15 protein-coding genes are annotated in these 16,010 nt (G+C 41.7%); 8 read left to right on the forward strand and 7 right to left on the reverse strand.

The genetic code is table 11. From position 1 onward, the window contains the following. Positions 1–7: 7 nt before the first annotated feature. The 3 genes from ACGTN9_RS20475 to ACGTN9_RS20485 are packed head-to-tail and all read right to left on the reverse strand — an operon-like array spanning position 8 to position 2,421. Positions 8–190 (reverse strand): FeoB-associated Cys-rich membrane protein, encoded by a 183-nt coding sequence (locus ACGTN9_RS20475; protein ID WP_499596343.1) that lies wholly within the window; start codon positions 188–190, stop codon positions 8–10. Positions 191–214: 24 nt separating this feature from the next. Continuing rightward, positions 215–2,194, reverse strand: a complete 1,980-nt coding sequence (feoB, locus tag ACGTN9_RS20480; RefSeq protein ID WP_499596344.1) for a ferrous iron transport protein B — start codon at positions 2,192–2,194, stop codon at positions 215–217. Further along, entirely contained in the window at positions 2,185–2,421 is a 237-nt protein-coding gene (locus ACGTN9_RS20485) for a FeoA family protein (protein WP_499596345.1), read from the reverse strand. The genes feoB and ACGTN9_RS20485 overlap by 10 nt, the downstream gene beginning before the upstream one ends. Positions 2,422–2,816: 395 nt before the next feature. On the opposite strand from ACGTN9_RS20485, the gene ACGTN9_RS20490 reads away from it, so the two are divergent. From ACGTN9_RS20490 to ACGTN9_RS20520, 7 genes are all read left to right on the forward strand, one after another. Next, positions 2,817–3,566, forward strand: coding sequence for an IucA/IucC family C-terminal-domain containing protein (locus ACGTN9_RS20490; protein ID WP_499596347.1), 750 nt, complete (start codon positions 2,817–2,819; stop codon positions 3,564–3,566). Positions 3,567–3,658: 92 nt separating this feature from the next. Continuing rightward, positions 3,659–4,000 carry a hydrolase gene (locus ACGTN9_RS20495; protein WP_499596349.1) on the forward strand — a complete coding sequence of 114 codons (342 nt, stop codon included), beginning with the start codon at positions 3,659–3,661 and terminating at the stop codon, positions 3,998–4,000. 201 nt (positions 4,001–4,201) lie between these two features. After that, on the forward strand, positions 4,202–4,768 hold the full coding sequence (locus ACGTN9_RS20500; protein WP_499596351.1) for a hypothetical protein: 567 nt from the start codon (positions 4,202–4,204) through the stop codon (positions 4,766–4,768). A gap of 33 nt (positions 4,769–4,801) precedes the next feature. Further along, positions 4,802–5,275, forward strand: coding sequence for an RNA deprotection pyrophosphohydrolase (gene ytkD, locus ACGTN9_RS20505; RefSeq protein ID WP_499596369.1), 474 nt, complete (start codon positions 4,802–4,804; stop codon positions 5,273–5,275). A gap of 165 nt (positions 5,276–5,440) precedes the next feature. After that, positions 5,441–7,174 carry a thiol reductant ABC exporter subunit CydD gene (gene cydD / locus ACGTN9_RS20510; RefSeq protein ID WP_499596352.1) on the forward strand — a complete coding sequence of 578 codons (1,734 nt, stop codon included), beginning with the start codon at positions 5,441–5,443 and terminating at the stop codon, positions 7,172–7,174. Continuing rightward, on the forward strand, positions 7,171–8,886 hold the full coding sequence (cydC, locus tag ACGTN9_RS20515; RefSeq protein ID WP_499596354.1) for a thiol reductant ABC exporter subunit CydC: 1,716 nt from the start codon (positions 7,171–7,173) through the stop codon (positions 8,884–8,886). The genes cydD and cydC overlap by 4 nt, the downstream gene beginning before the upstream one ends. A gap of 104 nt (positions 8,887–8,990) precedes the next feature. Further along, positions 8,991–10,235: an SGNH/GDSL hydrolase family protein gene (locus tag ACGTN9_RS20520; protein ID WP_499596356.1), complete on the forward strand. Its 1,245-nt coding sequence runs from the start codon at positions 8,991–8,993 to the stop codon at positions 10,233–10,235. An 84-nt stretch (positions 10,236–10,319) separates the two neighbouring features. Here the strand turns inward: ACGTN9_RS20520 and ACGTN9_RS20525 are convergent, their stop codons facing one another. The 3 genes from ACGTN9_RS20525 to ACGTN9_RS20535 are packed head-to-tail and all read right to left on the reverse strand — an operon-like array spanning position 10,320 to position 12,893. After that, on the reverse strand, positions 10,320–11,126 hold the full coding sequence (locus ACGTN9_RS20525; protein ID WP_499596358.1) for an ABC transporter permease: 807 nt from the start codon (positions 11,124–11,126) through the stop codon (positions 10,320–10,322). Next, positions 11,113–11,889, reverse strand: coding sequence for an ABC transporter ATP-binding protein (locus tag ACGTN9_RS20530; protein ID WP_499596360.1), 777 nt, complete (start codon positions 11,887–11,889; stop codon positions 11,113–11,115). Before ACGTN9_RS20530 ends, ACGTN9_RS20525 begins: the two co-directional genes overlap by 14 nt. 11 nt (positions 11,890–11,900) lie before the next feature. Then, positions 11,901–12,893, reverse strand: coding sequence for an ABC transporter substrate-binding protein (locus ACGTN9_RS20535; RefSeq protein ID WP_499596362.1), 993 nt, complete (start codon positions 12,891–12,893; stop codon positions 11,901–11,903). A gap of 121 nt (positions 12,894–13,014) precedes the next feature. Between ACGTN9_RS20535 and ACGTN9_RS20540 the strand changes: the two genes are divergently transcribed. Further along, entirely contained in the window at positions 13,015–13,791 is a 777-nt protein-coding gene (locus tag ACGTN9_RS20540) for an alpha/beta hydrolase family protein (RefSeq protein WP_499596364.1), read from the forward strand. Between the two features lie 68 nt (positions 13,792–13,859). Here ACGTN9_RS20540 and pckA read toward each other — a convergent pair whose 3' ends face one another. Then, complete coding sequence (gene pckA, locus ACGTN9_RS20545; RefSeq protein WP_499596366.1) at positions 13,860–15,449, reverse strand: phosphoenolpyruvate carboxykinase (ATP); 1,590 nt, start codon at positions 15,447–15,449, stop codon at positions 13,860–13,862. Positions 15,450–16,010 lie beyond the last annotated feature (561 nt).

Raw genomic sequence — 16,010 nt, forward strand, 5'->3', positions numbered from 1 at the left:
TTTCCTTTCATTTTTGCTTGAGATAAACTTGAGCCGGAACGCTATCACAGCAGTCATTTTCCTTCTTACTACAACTGTTCTGTAATTCACAGGTGGCGCAGGCTCCTTTTTTACTATTTTTAACGTGCTTGAACATTGCATAACTGGCATAGCCGAAAATAACCAGGCCGATCACTATATTCACTAGCATTTTATTTAACCCCCTCTACTTTAACTATCCGAGGAACCATTGACCGATTTGATAAATGCAAAAAGAAATGGCATAAGCAATGACAAGCGCGTATCCCATACTGAAGAAAGTCCATTTTTTTGATCCTGTCTCCTTATTGATTGCCGCTATGGTAGCGAGACATGGGATATACAACAAGATAAATACCATGAAGCTGTATGATGCTAATGGTGTGAAGGAGGTTGCTAAAACTTCTTGCAATGAACCATCAGGTACGGCGTAAATGATGCTCATGGTAGAGACCACCACTTCTTTTGCCAAAAAACCTGTTAGTAAGGCAGCAGCTGATTGCCAGTTATCAAATCCGATTGGTGCGAATAGCGGTGCAATACTATTTCCTATTAGGGCTAAAAAGCTTTCATCCATAGAAACATCCAATCCGCCTGGGCCTGCATAGGTAAGGAGCCAAATAAACACAGAACCTGCAAAAATGAAAGTACCTGCTTTGCGGACGAACCCCTTCCCTTTGTCCCATGTACTTCTCCACAAGCTAGTCCATTGAGGCAGTCGGTAGGGAGGCAGTTCCATCACAAAGAAAGATTCCTCCTGCTTTAAAATAGTCTTGGAAAACACTTTGGCTAAAAGGAGAGCCATCACTATACCTAATAAATAGATAGATAAAACGACGATAGCCTGGTACTGGGTGAAAAAGGCACCGACAAATAAGGCGTAAACCGGAAGGCGAGCTGAACAGGACATTAATGGGGTCAGCAGGATAGTCAACAGCCGTTCTTTTGGTTGTTCCACAGTCCTTGCTGCCATGACACCAGGTACGTTACAGCCGAACCCTATGATCATAGGAATGAAGGACTTACCGTTCAATCCGATTGCCTGCATAATACGGTCCATCACCGTCGCTACACGAGCCATGTAACCGGAATCTTCTAACAGAGATATAAAAAAGAACAGGATAAAGATCTGAGGGACAAACACTAATACACCTCCGACACCAGCGACAATACCGTCAAGCACTAATGCATGAATGAAACTGCTGGCGCCTATCATTCCTAATAATTGTTCAAGACCTGAAGTCAATGGACCTGAAAACAAGCGATCCAACTGGTCTGATAACGGGAACCCGAGCCAGTTGAATGTTAACATGAACATGGCGTACATCAATAATAAGAATATCGGCAATCCGAGATATTTATGGGTAGCAAGGGCATCTATCTTATCGGTAAGCGTAACGCTGTCGACTTTTTCACGGATAGTAGCCCTTTCGATGATGTGCTCGATATATTTATTCCGGGTTTCTTGAATATTGATAGCAGGTGGCTTCGATAACTTCTCTTCTAATTCACTACGTATTTTGTGAAGCAGAGATTCATCAGCTACTGAGTTAATGAAATCTTCCACTGCTTTGTTTTCCTCAAAGAATTGAATGGCAAGCCATCGTTTAGCTGAGAATGACTCTGGCAATAATTTCGCTAATTTCGTGATAGCATTTTCCACATCTATGCCATAATCCAGTTTAAATGGTTTACGCCAGACGTTCTTTTCATATAATTCATCTTCTAAAAATTCTACACCGGTCCCTGAACGGGCGATGATAGGTACGACAGGGACGCCCAACTCTTCAGAAAGGTAATCTTCCTGGACGCGGATGCCCCGTAATTTGGCGACATCGGTCATATTCAACCCAATCACTAATGGCTTACCAAACTCCAGCAAAGGTATGGTCAGGTTCAAATTCCTTCTCAGCTGTGAGGCATCAACGATATTCAGCATTTCTTCAAATGAGTCATGTAATAAGAAATTCGATACTACCGCTTCATCTTTTGATAGTGGGTTCAAGGAATAGATACCAGGTAAATCAATCAAATCGCCTTTTCCATTACGTAACGATCCTACTTTTTTTTCGACCGTAACGCCGCTCCAGTTGCCAACATACTGATAAGATCCTGTTAGCGTATTGAACAAAGAAGTTTTCCCTGTATTCGGGTTTCCGAACAGTGCTATTTGCATGACAATCGCTCCACTTCTAAGTATCTTGCATCTTTATTTCTTATACTGAGACACTGTCCTTCGCAGTCAAGCATGCATGGTCCCCCGAAAGGAAGACGGTTCTTTACATAAATCTTGCTATTATTTCGGATACCCATTTGTATCAGGCGCTGTTGCAGCCATTTATTGATCTGGGACATGTCTTTGATGACTGCAGGTTCACCAAGCTCTAAGTCCATCAACTTCATGTAGATCACCTCTTATCAGTTAATGAAAATCGTTATCAATTAGATTGTATTGGATAAATGAGAAAAAGGTTATGATTTACATCACATGACACAAAATGTCCATATATATAGGATTACCATCTGGTTCTGTTATCTGCTGAGGTGGTCATTCCTATGACGATAAGGGAAGTCATTTCCTTTCTATTCGATCTAACAGGACGAAGATTTACCGCTTCTATGCGGATAAAGAATGGTTCCCTTGACCCTCTTCTGCTTGAACAGGGATAAAAAAATCAAATGAAAATGATTATCAAATTCATTGACAGCATTTAGAAAGCTACATACACTTATAGTTGGAATATATAAAAATTTGGAACTTAAACTATAATGGACGGACGTATATCGAGGTGAAAGTTATGACACATTTGACAGAGCAGGAAGAAGCTTTTATGGTGAATCACTTTCGTTATCTATCAAAAGCTATGAATGAAGAACCGTTAGAAATCATTTATGGTTCCGATCTGCTCACAAAACAAGGACTACAAGAAAAGCTTGATGAAATCCACATTTTTATGGAATCACAGTTCTTTTTAACGACGGCGTCTATTTTTTCTAAACGATACAGCTATTATATTGTTACTGGAATACTTGCCATGATGTCGGGCTTTGATAAATGCCCGGATCTTCGTCCGGAGAATCTCAGGATCGTACGTATCGATGAAGATAAAAAATGGTTTCCAAAACTTGATTTTGTATCAAAAGAAGCTACACTTCCGGACCCTTTTGAGCGTCAAAGGTGGCTGCGTGAAAACCTTACAGAATTATTCAAGGAACATGTGAGGCCCTTATTTCTTCATATCAATCAATTGAGCAGGTTATCCATGAACGTATTATGGGAAAACTTTGCTATATATCTGTTCTGGTTTTATGAACGATATGCTAAAGAACAATTTACAGGAGACCGGCTGGCACAGGTTTACGATGATTTTCATTTCATTGTTCATGAACTTGATGGAGCAAGTTTTGGTGAAGAAAAGAATCCATTTCATTATTTTCATTATCAACCGAAATTGCAGAGCGGAGCCCGTGAAAGGAAATGTTGCTGCTTAAGTTATAAGTTGAATGAGGAAAGCGGGTATTGTAAAGTTTGTCCCCATCGCTGTTGATACAGCACTGAGTTTTTTCACTGAAAATGAATTCTTATATAATAATTCTCCTCTTACTAGCAAAAACTATTGCGTAAATGAGGAGGATTGGTATGGAAAAAAATAAATACTACGTCAACGTCGGGTCGCAGGAAATTTCCGTCAATCATGATGGGAATAATGATATTTTCACTATTTTCGCAACAGAAGAAGAAGTGATTGAGCTTCGTGCGTTTTTTGATGAGGTGCATAATGCTGATGAAAGAGCTTTTTGGCGCTCCCATATACCATTCCGTCATTACCATGATGATGAGCCTAATAGGGAATTCGATAATGGACTGAGGACAGTGTTCAGCCGCATATATGAATTAGGGGATGAAAAAACGAAAGAACATATCGGCAGTATGGGTATCCTGGAAGATCGTGATTCGACAGAAGGCCGTAGACATTTATAATGTTTACGGTTTTTTTAATACTTTAAGAAAGTTTAACTTTCTTAAAAGGTTAAAGTGTAAGAAAATACGAAGACTTTTCGCCATAAGTTCTTGGCGAGAAGCCAAGTTTTTCTAATGACATTCCTAAAAAGGGTTTATGGATGATTTCTAACAGGAATAATGGAACTATAATCCATAAACTTCAAGGGGTGTAATACAGCAATGAGAAAAAAAACAGCAGCCGTGAAATGGGGAAAGTCCATACTTGTCACCGTCCCGTTCGTGTTATTCATGCAGACAAGTCCGTCCTTGAATGCAGAACAGCCTAACAAAGTGCAAATGCACCAGGAATCTGCAACTACCGTTGAGGATAAGCAGACCTCAACTGAACACATGAAGGAAAAAAAGCCCCTGGACAAAGCATTGATTGAAAAACGTACAGACCAGTTTATGAATCAGCTTGTGCAGGAAGTAAATGAAAATTATAAAGTGAAGAAATATAACAGCAAACAAGCTTTGTTGGACGATTTTAAGCCTTTTGCTAAACAGAAAGCGGCAGAAAAATATGTGGACTATTTTTATCAGGAAAAACAGTCCGGTCTTTATATTCTTCCAACTGAGACGCCGCCTTGGTTTGTAAATGGACAAGCTTATGATACTATCGATATAGATGAAAACCATAAGCAGGTCATCCAAACAAATACAAACGACCTTTATGGGGAGTATACCATTGTCATTACGTTTGAATTTGATGGTCAATGGCTTATTAAAGATATCGAACATAAGTAATTAATGAAGCAGTCAAAGGCAGTTGAAACGGTGATGAAAACATTTTACGACTACTATAACAATGAAGTGAAATTATCTTTTGATGACCATCCTTTTTCTAAACACCCGAAGCATGTTTGGGTGCTATGCAGGTACGGATCAAAGTGGTTACTTACCAAACATAAAGACCGGGGCATTGAATTCCCGGGTGGAAAAGTTGAAGAAGGAGAGACTGCAGAGGATGCAGCATATCGGGAAGTAAAAGAAGAAACTGGGGCCGATATAAAAAAAATGCATTACCTTGGCCAGTACCATGTCGCGGGCAAAGGTGGTACGATAATCAAAAATATTTATTTTGCAATTATTGAAGAAATTTATGAACAAAATCATTATTTTGAAACGGAAGGCCCAATCCTGCTTGACTCCATTCCGGCTAATGTAAACAAAGATAAGCGGTTCAGTTTTATGATGAAGGATGGCGTATTGCCTAATAGCTTGGAGCAAATAAATAAACTGAAAATGTTATAATCGAAGGACGCATTAAACCAATGCGTTCTTTTTTTACTGGAGTGACACATAACAGCGTAATGATTGGGAAGTAAGCGTCTTTTATAATATAATAACTATGTGAAATAATTCACGAATGAGCGGTTGATTTATTATTATCTACCAAATAGGAGAGACTGGGTACTTATGGATAATTTAAAAAAGCTTTCGAAAACACACCGTCATGATAGAATACTTTTATTTATCATTGCTTTTTTTACTGGTGTGATGGTAATCGGGCAAGCTTACCTTTTCGTAGCTGCTGTCGATCAAGTATTTTTACAAGGGAATTCTTTTTTTGAAGTTCTTCCCTTATTAATTGGTCTATTAGCTGTGATGATTGCCCGTGCTGGACTCACCTATTGGAGCGGGCGGACTGGAGTTCAAATGGCTGCTAAAGTAAAGCGTGATTTTCGCCAGTCCCTATTGGATAAATATTCTCGTAACCCCATACAAGCATCCTTCAAGGGACAGTCAGGACAAAAGGTGAGTGTCATGATGGATGCAGTCGATGAAATTGACAGCTATTTTAGTCAGTATGTTCCACAGGTGATGCAAACATCGGTTGTTCCATTGATGATTATCGGAACTGCATTCTATCATCATATCTACACTGGAATCATCATGCTTATAACTGCCCCTTTCATTCCTATTTTTATGGCTATCATCGGAATGAAAACAAAAAAGAAATCGGAAGAACAAATGGAAGAAATGGCGGCATTTTCAGGTCGTTTTCTCGATATACTGCAAGGCCTGACGACACTGAAGTTATTCGGACGTGCTAAGCAACAGCATGAAGCCATCAGGGAAAGCAGTCTTAATTTTCGGGATGCTACGATGGAAGTTTTAAAAATCGCTTTTATTTCATCCCTATCTCTCGAGTTCATCTCCATGTTAAGTATCGGGATTATTGCTCTTGAAGTTGGAATTCGTCTAATTGTATTTGAAAGCATCAGCTTTTTTACGGCTTTTTTTGTACTGGTTCTGGCTCCTGAATTCTATAATTCTTTGCGGGACTTAGGCAGTGCCTTTCACACAGGCCGTGGAAGTATGGGTGCAGCTAAAAAAGTATCCGATGAACTTACAGAAACGGAACAGGTGGTCGAGTGGGGGAACACAACCTTCAGCCACACGGATCAACCGCCTGTGATAGAGCTGAAAGGTGTAGGTTTCCGTTATAAGGAAGAAGGATTTGCCTTAGAAGGGATCAACGCTGTATTGTCTTCCAATCAACAAATAGCGCTCGTGGGCAGGAGCGGTGCAGGAAAAACGACTTTATTACACTTGATTGCAGGGCTGATCGGGCCAACAGAAGGAAGAATAGAAGTGGATGGCCGCTCTTTATTCACCTATGAAGAAGCAGGATGGTTCGACCAGTTGAGTTATATTTCCCAGCACCCATACTTGTTTGCCGGAACAATCGCAGATAATATCGCAATCGGAGCTAATGAAGGTGCTCACAGGGATGACATTGAACGTGCAGCTGAGAAAGCGGGGATTCAAGAACTGATAGAGTCATTAGAGTCCGGGTTGGACACACAGGTCGGTGAGGCTGGCCGCGGACTTTCCGGTGGGGAAAAACAGCGCGTCGCATTAGCGAGGGCGTTTTTGAAAAATCCATCAGTCATCCTTTTTGATGAGCCGACTACTGGACTCGACCTTCGTACCGAGCAGATTTTACAGGCGTCCATTGAAACCCTGGCGGAAAACTCTACTGTTATTACAGTCGCACACCGGCTCCATACTATTAAAAACGCTGATCAGATATTATTTTTAGATAATGGAAAGCTTATTGCCCAAGGTTCCCATAAAGAACTGTTGGTAAGTACTCCAGGATACCGGAATATGGTAGCTTCACATCAGGGAGGCATTGCAGAATGAACCATTTGAAATTCGTAGTAAAAGAAATCGTGACTGAAAAGAAAGATATCTTCCTGTCTGTGTTGTTCGGGTTCCTGGCCGGTATTACTGCGATTGCTTTGTTTGGTTCCAGCGGTTATTTGGTATCAAAAGCGGCATTTGCACCTCCACTATATACGCTTGCCTTTTTGATTGCTGGTCTAAAACTGATGGGGTTCGCTCGTGCTCTAAGCCGTTATGGTGAGCGATATTTTTCCCACCGGGCAACCTTTACGATGCTGAGCAATATCCGTGTATCCTTTTTTGAAAAGCTTGAGCCACTGGCGCCGCGTATTTTCCAAAAGTATCGCAGCGGTGATTTGCTTGCACGGATTGTCGGTGATGTAGAAAGTTTACAGAACTTCTTTTTACGAGTGTTTTATCCCCCGATTATTCTCTTATTAGTGTTTTTAAGTACCATCTTTTTTGTTGCTTTCTACTCGTGGTGGATTGCATTCATTTTATTTGCCGGTTTGATAGTGACAGGTCTAGTCATACCAGCCTGGTTTGCGCTCAGACAGAAAAAATTGGAGAGCCGGATAAGAGAGGCCAGAGCTGAATTGTCTACCGATGTCACTGAATTTCTCTATGGCTTCCTAGATTTGAAAATCTATCAAAAGCTCCAAGAAAAAAAGCAGCGGCTCCAAAGGGCTTCCGATTGGTATATTTCGGAACAAGAGCGCGAAGGAAAAACAGAAATGTTCAATCACTCCATCAATTCTATGGTTTCTTTTACAGTCTCCTGGCTGGTACTGGTAGTTGGTGCTTATTTTGTGGCAGCACAACAGCTTGATGGTGTCTTTCTCGCCATGCTTGTCATGATATCTTTGACGATGTTTGAAAATGCTACCCCTATGGCTGTCTTACCTGGACATTTGGAAGATAATCGCAGGGCGGCTGCACGGCTTTATTCGGTCGTGGAAGAAGAAGCTGAGTCCAGAACCTTAACAGAAGAAAAGTTGCCAGTCGATCAAGCGCTATCGTTTGCTTTTCAAGAAGTAACATTTACGTTTCCTGGGGAGAACCGGCCCACTGTCAAAGAAGTTTCTATTCAACTTCCAGCTGGCTCAAAGACAGCCATCGTCGGACCCAGTGGTTCAGGAAAGTCTACTTTGATGCAGCTGCTCCTTGGTATCATTCGACCAGACAAGGGTGACCTTCTCTCGTGTGGTATCAATCTGAATCAGATAGAAAAGGAAGACTTATGGGCAAAATCAAATGTCGTGCTTCAGGAAAATCATTTCTTTTACGGCACAGTCCGAGAAAATTTACTGCTTGCAGGAAGGACTTTGAGAGATGAAGCGATGGAGGTGGCATTAGAGCGTGTGGAGCTTGGTCATTTCTCTTTGGATGATGCTGTATTTGAAAAAGCGGAAAACCTTTCAGGCGGAGAGAGGCAGCGGCTGGCAATAGCAAGAGCTATGTTAAAAGGTGAACGTTTGTGGTTGTTGGACGAACCTGCTTCTTCTGTGGATGCGCTAACGGAAAAGACAATTTATGATCATATCTTCCACCAGGCGAAAAAAGATACACTTGTTTTAATCAGTCATCGTTTGACAGGCTTGGAGAACATGGATAAGATCATTGTGATGGAACAGGGGGAAATTGTTGAAACAGGTTCCTTTGATGAACTGATGGATAAGAAAGGCTACTTCTACGAAATGAAGCAAATTGAAAAAAATGTAGTGATGTAACAAACAAAAGTAGTCCAAGCGATATCATACGACTTGGACTACTTCTTTAAAGTAAGAAGTTTTATAATAAACAAAAATAACATCAGGAAAGGCAAGAGGATTCTATGAAACGTTTCTTATACATGTTTGCAGTTCTTTTACTTGTTATGCTGACCTTTTTTCTTTTTGTTAACGTAATCCAACCTGGCGACAATAATGATTCGAAGAATACCCAAACAGATACAGGACAATGGGTTGGCGCTTGGGCTGCCAGTATGCAGGCACCTTTTGAAGAAGGGGTTTCTCAAAATGGATTTAAAAGTCAAACTATACGTATGATCATCCATCCTCAAATTGACGGTGAAAAGGCACGTATACGTTTATCTAATACATTTGGTTCAACTCCCCTGACTATTGAAGCGGTGCATGCAGCCATTTCAGATAAAGCAGCTGAAAATGTCCCCGGAACAGATACGAAAGTTACATTTGAAGGTGAGCAAAAGGTAACAATTCCGCCTGGGGAAAAAGTAGTTAGTGATGCTATCCCTCTTAAAGTTAAAAAGGGTAAAAATATTGCGGTTAGTCTTTATGTTGATAAAGAAAGTGGGCCTGCCACATGGCACCCACGTTCCATTCAAACCACTTATATTGCAAATGGAAATCGGGTTACCGATTCTGATGGTTCGGCGTTTAAAACAAAAGAAGAAGCTTGGTTTTGGATGGATGGGGTAGACGTATTAGCCGATTCTTCTATTCAAGGCTCAATTGTTGTCCTGGGAAGTTCTATTGCGAATGGTAATTATTCAAAAGTAAATGCCAACCATCGCTGGCCGGATTATTTAGCAGATCGTATGAGTAATGAAAATATAGACAACCAAATGTCAATTTTGAACGCAGGTATTTCAGCAAATCAACTGATCAATAGTCCGCCTGAAAAAGGTGAGAATGCGATGAGTCGACTGGAGCGGGATGTGTTCAGTCAAACAGGTGTCAGAGGAGTAATCCTGCATCAAGGTTTGAATGACATCAGACATCACCCGGAATATGACTCAAAAAAAATAATCGAAAGAATGCAGGAAATCATCCATGCTGCTCATGAGCAGGGGCTTAAAATATACGGAGGAACTTTGACTCCTTTTAAAGGTTCAGGGATGTACACGTCAAAAGGAGAAAAGACTCGTCAGGAGGTAAATCACTGGATCAGGACCAGCGGGGAGTTTGATGGAGTGATAGATTTTGATAAAGGGTTACGAGACCCCGAAGAACCAGAACGCTATCTTCCAAAGTATGATGCAGGAGATCATCTCCACCCCAATGATGCAGGTTATCGGAAAATGGCGGAGTCTGTTGATCTATCTTTATTAAAATAAATCAGGTGTGCTTTTGCGCTCCCTATAGAAAAAATGAGCATCCACATTCAATTATATGCGGGTGCTCATTTGCGTTTAGCGTAGTTATTGGCGAATTAGCTTTTTTTCCAGTTTTTCAACGAGTTGGTACATGATAGCAGCAAAGAAAGCGATGATCAGGAGAGCGAACAGAACTAACGTGAAATCGAATACTTGGAAGCCGTAAATGATCAAGTAGCCTAAGCCTTGTTTTGATACAAGGAATTCACCTACGATGACCCCTACCCAGGAGAGCCCGACGTTTACTTTCAAGGAAGATATCATTGTAGGAAAGGATGCAGGAAAGATGGCTTCCTTGAAACAGACACTTTTCGAAGCCCCTAAGCTTTGCAAAACTTTAATATAGTTGCTGTCGATTTCCTGAAAGGCATTATAGACCACCAAAGTGGTGATGATGATCGATATAATTGCACCCATGGCAATGATAGATATATATCCCGGACCAAGGGCAACTATAATTATTGGTCCAAGAGCTACTTTTGGCATCGCGTTGAGGATGACAAGATAAGGATCGATGATTTTGGAAAAACGGTTTGACCACCATAGAATTGCTGCTAGCAAGATGCCTGCAATGGTCCCAATGATGAACCCTGCAATAGTTTCGAACAAGGTTACGTTTAAATGAACCCAAAGGGAACCATCGCTTACTTTGGCAATGAATAAGTTGTAGATTTTATGTGGTGAACTGAAAAGCAGCGGATCGATCCATCTAAATTGACTGGCCGCTTCCCATAAACTGAAAAAAAATACAAATATGGCAGCCTGCCAAAAACGAATCAAACGTTTTTCCGTCTTCAATTTTTTCACATAAGCTTGATGTAGTTCCTTGTTGGTAGCCTCAATTTGTTTCAAGAGCGCTCATCTCCTTCCATACCTTATCGAAGATTTCCTGGAATGAGGGGTGTTGCCGTGCTTGGAAAGGAGGGAGCTCTCTTAGTTCTCCGGGCATCTTGAAGATTTCCTGGATTTCTCCAGGCCGCGGTTTTAATAATAAGATGCGGTCACTCATGACAATCGCTTCACTGATGTCATGAGTAACCAGTAATGCTGCTTTATTGTATTGCTTCAGTAACTGAGAGACGAAATCCTCCAAACGGAGTTTGGTCTGAAAATCCAATGCTGAAAACGGTTCATCCAATAAGAGCAGCTTTGGTTCCGTGATTAACGTCCGTGCAAGAGCGGCACGTTGTCTCATGCCGCCGGAAAGTTCATCGGGATAAGAGTCCCCGATATCCTGCAAGCCAACTTCCTCCAGTATTTTTTTCGCTCGTTGATTCATGGAAGCATCTTGTTCTTTGTTGATTTTTGGACCAAGAAGGACATTCTCTTGTATGGTTTTCCAGGGAAATAAATAATCCTGCTGAAGCATATAACCCATAGGTGGTTTGTTCCCCGCCTTTTGATCTGAAGCCCCATCCAGTATGATTTCTCCGCGGGTTGGTGTAATCAGTCCGGCAACGATGGATAGCAAGGTTGTTTTTCCACAGCCGCTTGGCCCCAGTATCGAAATGAATTCCCCTTGCTCCAAGGTGAAACTGATATTTTCTAAGGCTTTGGTATAGTCTGTTTTAGAGTAATAATGATGAGAAACCTGGTTGACGGTCAACAGTGGCATGGGTGACCCTCCTATTCGTTGATAATGTCCTCAGCAATGCTGGTATTGACTAAAGTTCCATGGTCTACATCTTCCGGTAGTTCTCCTGCTTCTTCCATGATAGCTTTCAAGTTATTCCATTCTTCTTCATCTAACACAGGATCTGTAGCGAACGAGCCTTGGCTTTTGTAACGGTCCACTACTGTGGCAATCAGATCCAGCTCGGAGTCCTCAAAGTATGGCTGGATGACTTTTGCCGTCTCCATAGCAGAGTGTTCCTGCACCCATTGCTGTGCTTTATAAATAGCTCGCGTGAATTTATGGATTGCTTCTTCGTTTTCATTGATGAAGCTTTCTTTTGTCATGAATACGGTATAAGGCACATGACCGGATTCTTCACCAAAAGAAGCCACGATATGACCTACACCTTCTTTTTCAAAGATGCTGGCTGTCGGCTCGAATAACTGTACATAATCCCCTGTTCCTGAGGCAAAAGCGTTTGGTATATTAGCAAAATCGACATTCTGAATCAATTCCAGATCTTCCTGCGGGTTGATGTCATGTTGCTTCAAAACATATTCTCCTACCATTTGCGGCATCCCGCCTTTACGCTGGCCAAGGAAGGTGCTGTCATTCAAGTCCTCCCATTCAAAGTCCTCCACCTTTTCCCGGGCAACAAGAAATGTTCCATCTGTCTGCGTTAATTGGGCAAAGTTGATGGCTGGATCATTTGCTCCCCGAGCGTGTACGTAAATAGAGGTTTCGGACCCGACCAGTGCGATATCAGTGCCATCAGATAAGAGGGCAGTCATCGTTTTGTCCCCGCCCCATGTAGTATTAAGCTCAACTTCCAAACCTTCTTCTTCAAAGAATCCTTTTTCCAACGCGACGTATTGCGGGGCATAGAAAATCGAACGAGTGACTTCAGCAACTTTCAAGCTGGTAGTTTGCTGCTGTCCACATGCTGCGGTAATAGTCAGCAAAATTGTCATCAGAACGATTCCCGCTAATCGGATATTTTTCATTCGGAAAGCTCCTCCTGTATGATGTTGGTTAGAATAACTAATGTAGTTTATGTGTGATTGAAAAAATGTGTGAACGCCTAGATGAAAAATAATCACGGCTTGCGAATAAGGTGGTGTTCTGATGAATGGCGAAGTGGTGGACAGACTGAAATTCCCTTCACCTCATCCCGGTTTTGATGTTCACATGGTTACCTATTTGAGTGAAGGGCTGAAAGTAAAGGGGTTTTTAGTTGAACCAAAAGAAGACCGTGCTTATCCTGGATTTCTTTACTTGCGTGGGGGAATAAAGAATGTGGGAAAAGTCCGGATAGGGAGGATCATTCAGTTTGCAGCTCATGGGTTTGTGGTGTTTGCTCCTTTCTACCGTGGTAATTTGGGTGGAGAAGGAAGCGAGGATTTCGCTCTAAATGACAGGCATGATGCATTCTCCGGTATATATGTTTTGGAGAATCATCCCAAAGTGGGGGATGATATATTCGTGTTCGGTTTTTCACGTGGAGGAGTGATGGCATTATGGACAGCAATTACGATGCCCCAAGTAAAAAAAGTGGTGGTCTGGGGTGGAGTCAGTGATGTTACGCTCACATACTGGGAACGGGAAGATCTTCGACGGATGATGAAAAGGGTGACTGGTGGCACGCCAAAAAAATATCCGGACCGCTATCTTGCCAGGACACCTCTTCATGAGTTAAGTCGAATGGACGCTGACTTGTTGATTATCCATGGTGCAAAGGATGAAAATGTGGACATCCAGCATGCCTACCGCCTGCAAGAAGCTATGAAGGTTACTAATAAACGGTACGAGAGTTGGATTTTCCCGGATACCGATCACTATTTCCCCCCAAAAACGAACCGGGAAACAGTCAAAAGGATGTGTCAGTGGCTGCAACAAAAGTAAAAGAAGCGGACACGCATTATACGTATCCGCTTCTTTATATATGAGGAGATGAGGAAACAATAGTCATACTAGCCTCGATAAGCCGGGCCAGCTTGAGCGATGGCATCACTTGCATGTGTGAACTTTTCGAAGTTCTCATGGAATTTCATCGCTAATTCTTTTGCTTTTTGGTCATAAGCTTCTGGATCATTCCAGGTCTGCTTTGGAATCAATACTTCATCCGGTACACCAGGTACTTGTATTGGCGCCTCCAATCCGAAGATATCATCTACGTGAGTTTCAACCGAATTCAGTTCCCCTTCTAAGGCTGCGTGGATCATGGCACGGGTATAGGAAAGCTTCATGCGATTCCCTTCACCGTAAGCTCCTCCAGTCCATCCTGTGTTGACCAGAAAGACATTTGTGTTATATTGGTCTATCTTTTCACCAAGCATTTCTGCGTAAGTGGCAGGGGCTAACGGAAGGAATGGAGAACCGAAACAAGCAGAGAATGTCGCCTGCGGTGATGTGACTCCTCGTTCCGTTCCAGCAAGCTTACTTGTGTAGCCACTGAGGAAATGATACATAGCCTGTTCTTTCGATAATTTACTGATTGGTGGTAAAACACCAAAGGCATCTGCAGTTAAAAAGATAATCGTATTCGGATGACCTGCAACACTTGGAAGGACAATGTTATCGATATTATCAATTGGGTAAGCCGCACGTGTGTTTTCCGTTAAGGATGTATCATCATAATCGGGATTACGTGATTCATCATCCAGAATGACGTTTTCCAACACAGAGCCGAACCGGATAGCATCATAGATCTGTGGTTCTTTCTCTTTTGATAAATTAATGGTTTTGGCGTAACAGCCACCTTCGATATTAAATACACCTTTCGGAGACCAGGCGTGTTCATCATCACCGATCAAACGGCGGTATGGATCAGCCGATAAAGTGGTTTTTCCTGTGCCAGAAAGGCCGAAGAACAGAGCGACATCGCCTTCTTTCCCTACGTTGGCAGAACAGTGCATGGATAACACGTTTTTCTTAGGCAACATATAGTTCATAACGGAAAAAATAGATTTTTTGATTTCTCCTGCGTATTCCGTACCACCGATCAGCACGATTCGATGTTTTAACGAAATTAGAATGAAAGCTTCAGAGTTCGTTCCGTCAATCGCTGGGTCCGCTTTGAAATTTGGAGCAGAAATTACGCTGAATTCCGCTTCATGTTCTGTTAATTCTTCTTCCGTCGGGCGGATGAACATCTGCCTTGCGAACAAATTATGCCATGCCAATTCATTGATCACCTGGATTGGCAGTCTATAATTCTCATCAGCTCCCGCAAATCCGTTAAATACAAATACTTCGTTCTTGGCACTTAAGTAATCGAGTACTTTATGGTATAAACGAGTAAATACATCTTCATCGATTGGACAATTTACCGGGCCCCAGTCCACTGTATCATTGGAAACATCATCTTTAACGATAAATTTATCCTTAGGCGAGCGTCCGGTATAGGTACCCGTTGTAGCGCGGACAGCACCTGTTGATGTGAGAACGCCTTCATTTCGGTGTAAAGTTTTTTCAACCAATTGTGCTACAGAAAGATTTTTCAAAACATTCTCTTGTGATAACAAGTCAGAGAGTTGGGACATTTGATTGATAATTGTCATCGCGTAAACCCGCCTTTACATTAAGTTTCAACCCATTGGAAAACCAAGTGTGGTTTAATTTGATTATTAGTATAACACATTCATTCTATTAGTCCATACTATTTTTGTTACTGTCATATTTTTTTCATATTTAATTCTTCTTATATAATGTAACATTGTTCATACATAATGTTGAGGGAAAAGTAGGGGGTAAGGAACCTTTGATCACTTATGGTTAAAGATACCCCTTTTTATAAAATAGGCTTTGTTAAACGTTATTTTGATTTTTACAATAGACTTATTCGATTATAGGGCCGAAAAGTCGAAGACTTGATTTCAAGTGTAATTTGGGTCCGTTGCCGAATCAGGAGAAGGGAGGCTGGAAAACGGTTCGCTTTCCTGTGGGGGAACTGACAAGCCTCCTCAGACTTCGTCTTCCGGGGTCTTGTCTAGATCCTTCTCCCACGGGAGATTCCTGTGGGATTCAGTAGAGGGGTCCTTGAATTAAAAAAAGCCCTCCGTTAAGATGCATTTGTACAACCAAATACAAACATCAAAAGGAGGACTTCCCCTTGAATTCTA

This window comes from Halobacillus sp. B23F22_5 (assembly GCF_043497085.1).
Lineage (GTDB): Bacteria > Bacillota > Bacilli > Bacillales > Halobacillaceae > Thalassobacillus.

Excerpts from the sequence above, each read along its gene's own strand:
- ACGTN9_RS20475 (WP_499596343.1), bottom strand. The coding sequence starts at position 190 with ATGCTAGTGAATATAGTGATCGGCCTGGTTATTTTCGGCTATGCCAGT.
- feoB (WP_499596344.1), bottom strand. The coding sequence starts at position 2,194 with ATGCAAATAGCACTGTTCGGAAACCCGAATACAGGGAAAACTTCTTTG.
- ACGTN9_RS20485 (WP_499596345.1), bottom strand. The coding sequence starts at position 2,421 with ATGAAGTTGATGGACTTAGAGCTTGGTGAACCTGCAGTCATCAAAGAC.
- ACGTN9_RS20490 (WP_499596347.1), top strand. The coding sequence starts at position 2,817 with ATGACACATTTGACAGAGCAGGAAGAAGCTTTTATGGTGAATCACTTT.
- ACGTN9_RS20495 (WP_499596349.1), top strand. The coding sequence starts at position 3,659 with ATGGAAAAAAATAAATACTACGTCAACGTCGGGTCGCAGGAAATTTCC.
- ACGTN9_RS20500 (WP_499596351.1), top strand. The coding sequence starts at position 4,202 with ATGAGAAAAAAAACAGCAGCCGTGAAATGGGGAAAGTCCATACTTGTC.
- ytkD (WP_499596369.1), top strand. The coding sequence starts at position 4,802 with ATGAAAACATTTTACGACTACTATAACAATGAAGTGAAATTATCTTTT.
- cydD (WP_499596352.1), top strand. The coding sequence starts at position 5,441 with ATGGATAATTTAAAAAAGCTTTCGAAAACACACCGTCATGATAGAATA.
- cydC (WP_499596354.1), top strand. The coding sequence starts at position 7,171 with ATGAACCATTTGAAATTCGTAGTAAAAGAAATCGTGACTGAAAAGAAA.
- ACGTN9_RS20520 (WP_499596356.1), top strand. The coding sequence starts at position 8,991 with ATGAAACGTTTCTTATACATGTTTGCAGTTCTTTTACTTGTTATGCTG.
- ACGTN9_RS20530 (WP_499596360.1), bottom strand. The coding sequence starts at position 11,889 with ATGCCACTGTTGACCGTCAACCAGGTTTCTCATCATTATTACTCTAAA.
- ACGTN9_RS20535 (WP_499596362.1), bottom strand. The coding sequence starts at position 12,893 with ATGAAAAATATCCGATTAGCGGGAATCGTTCTGATGACAATTTTGCTG.
- ACGTN9_RS20540 (WP_499596364.1), top strand. The coding sequence starts at position 13,015 with ATGAATGGCGAAGTGGTGGACAGACTGAAATTCCCTTCACCTCATCCC.
- pckA (WP_499596366.1), bottom strand. The coding sequence starts at position 15,449 with ATGACAATTATCAATCAAATGTCCCAACTCTCTGACTTGTTATCACAA.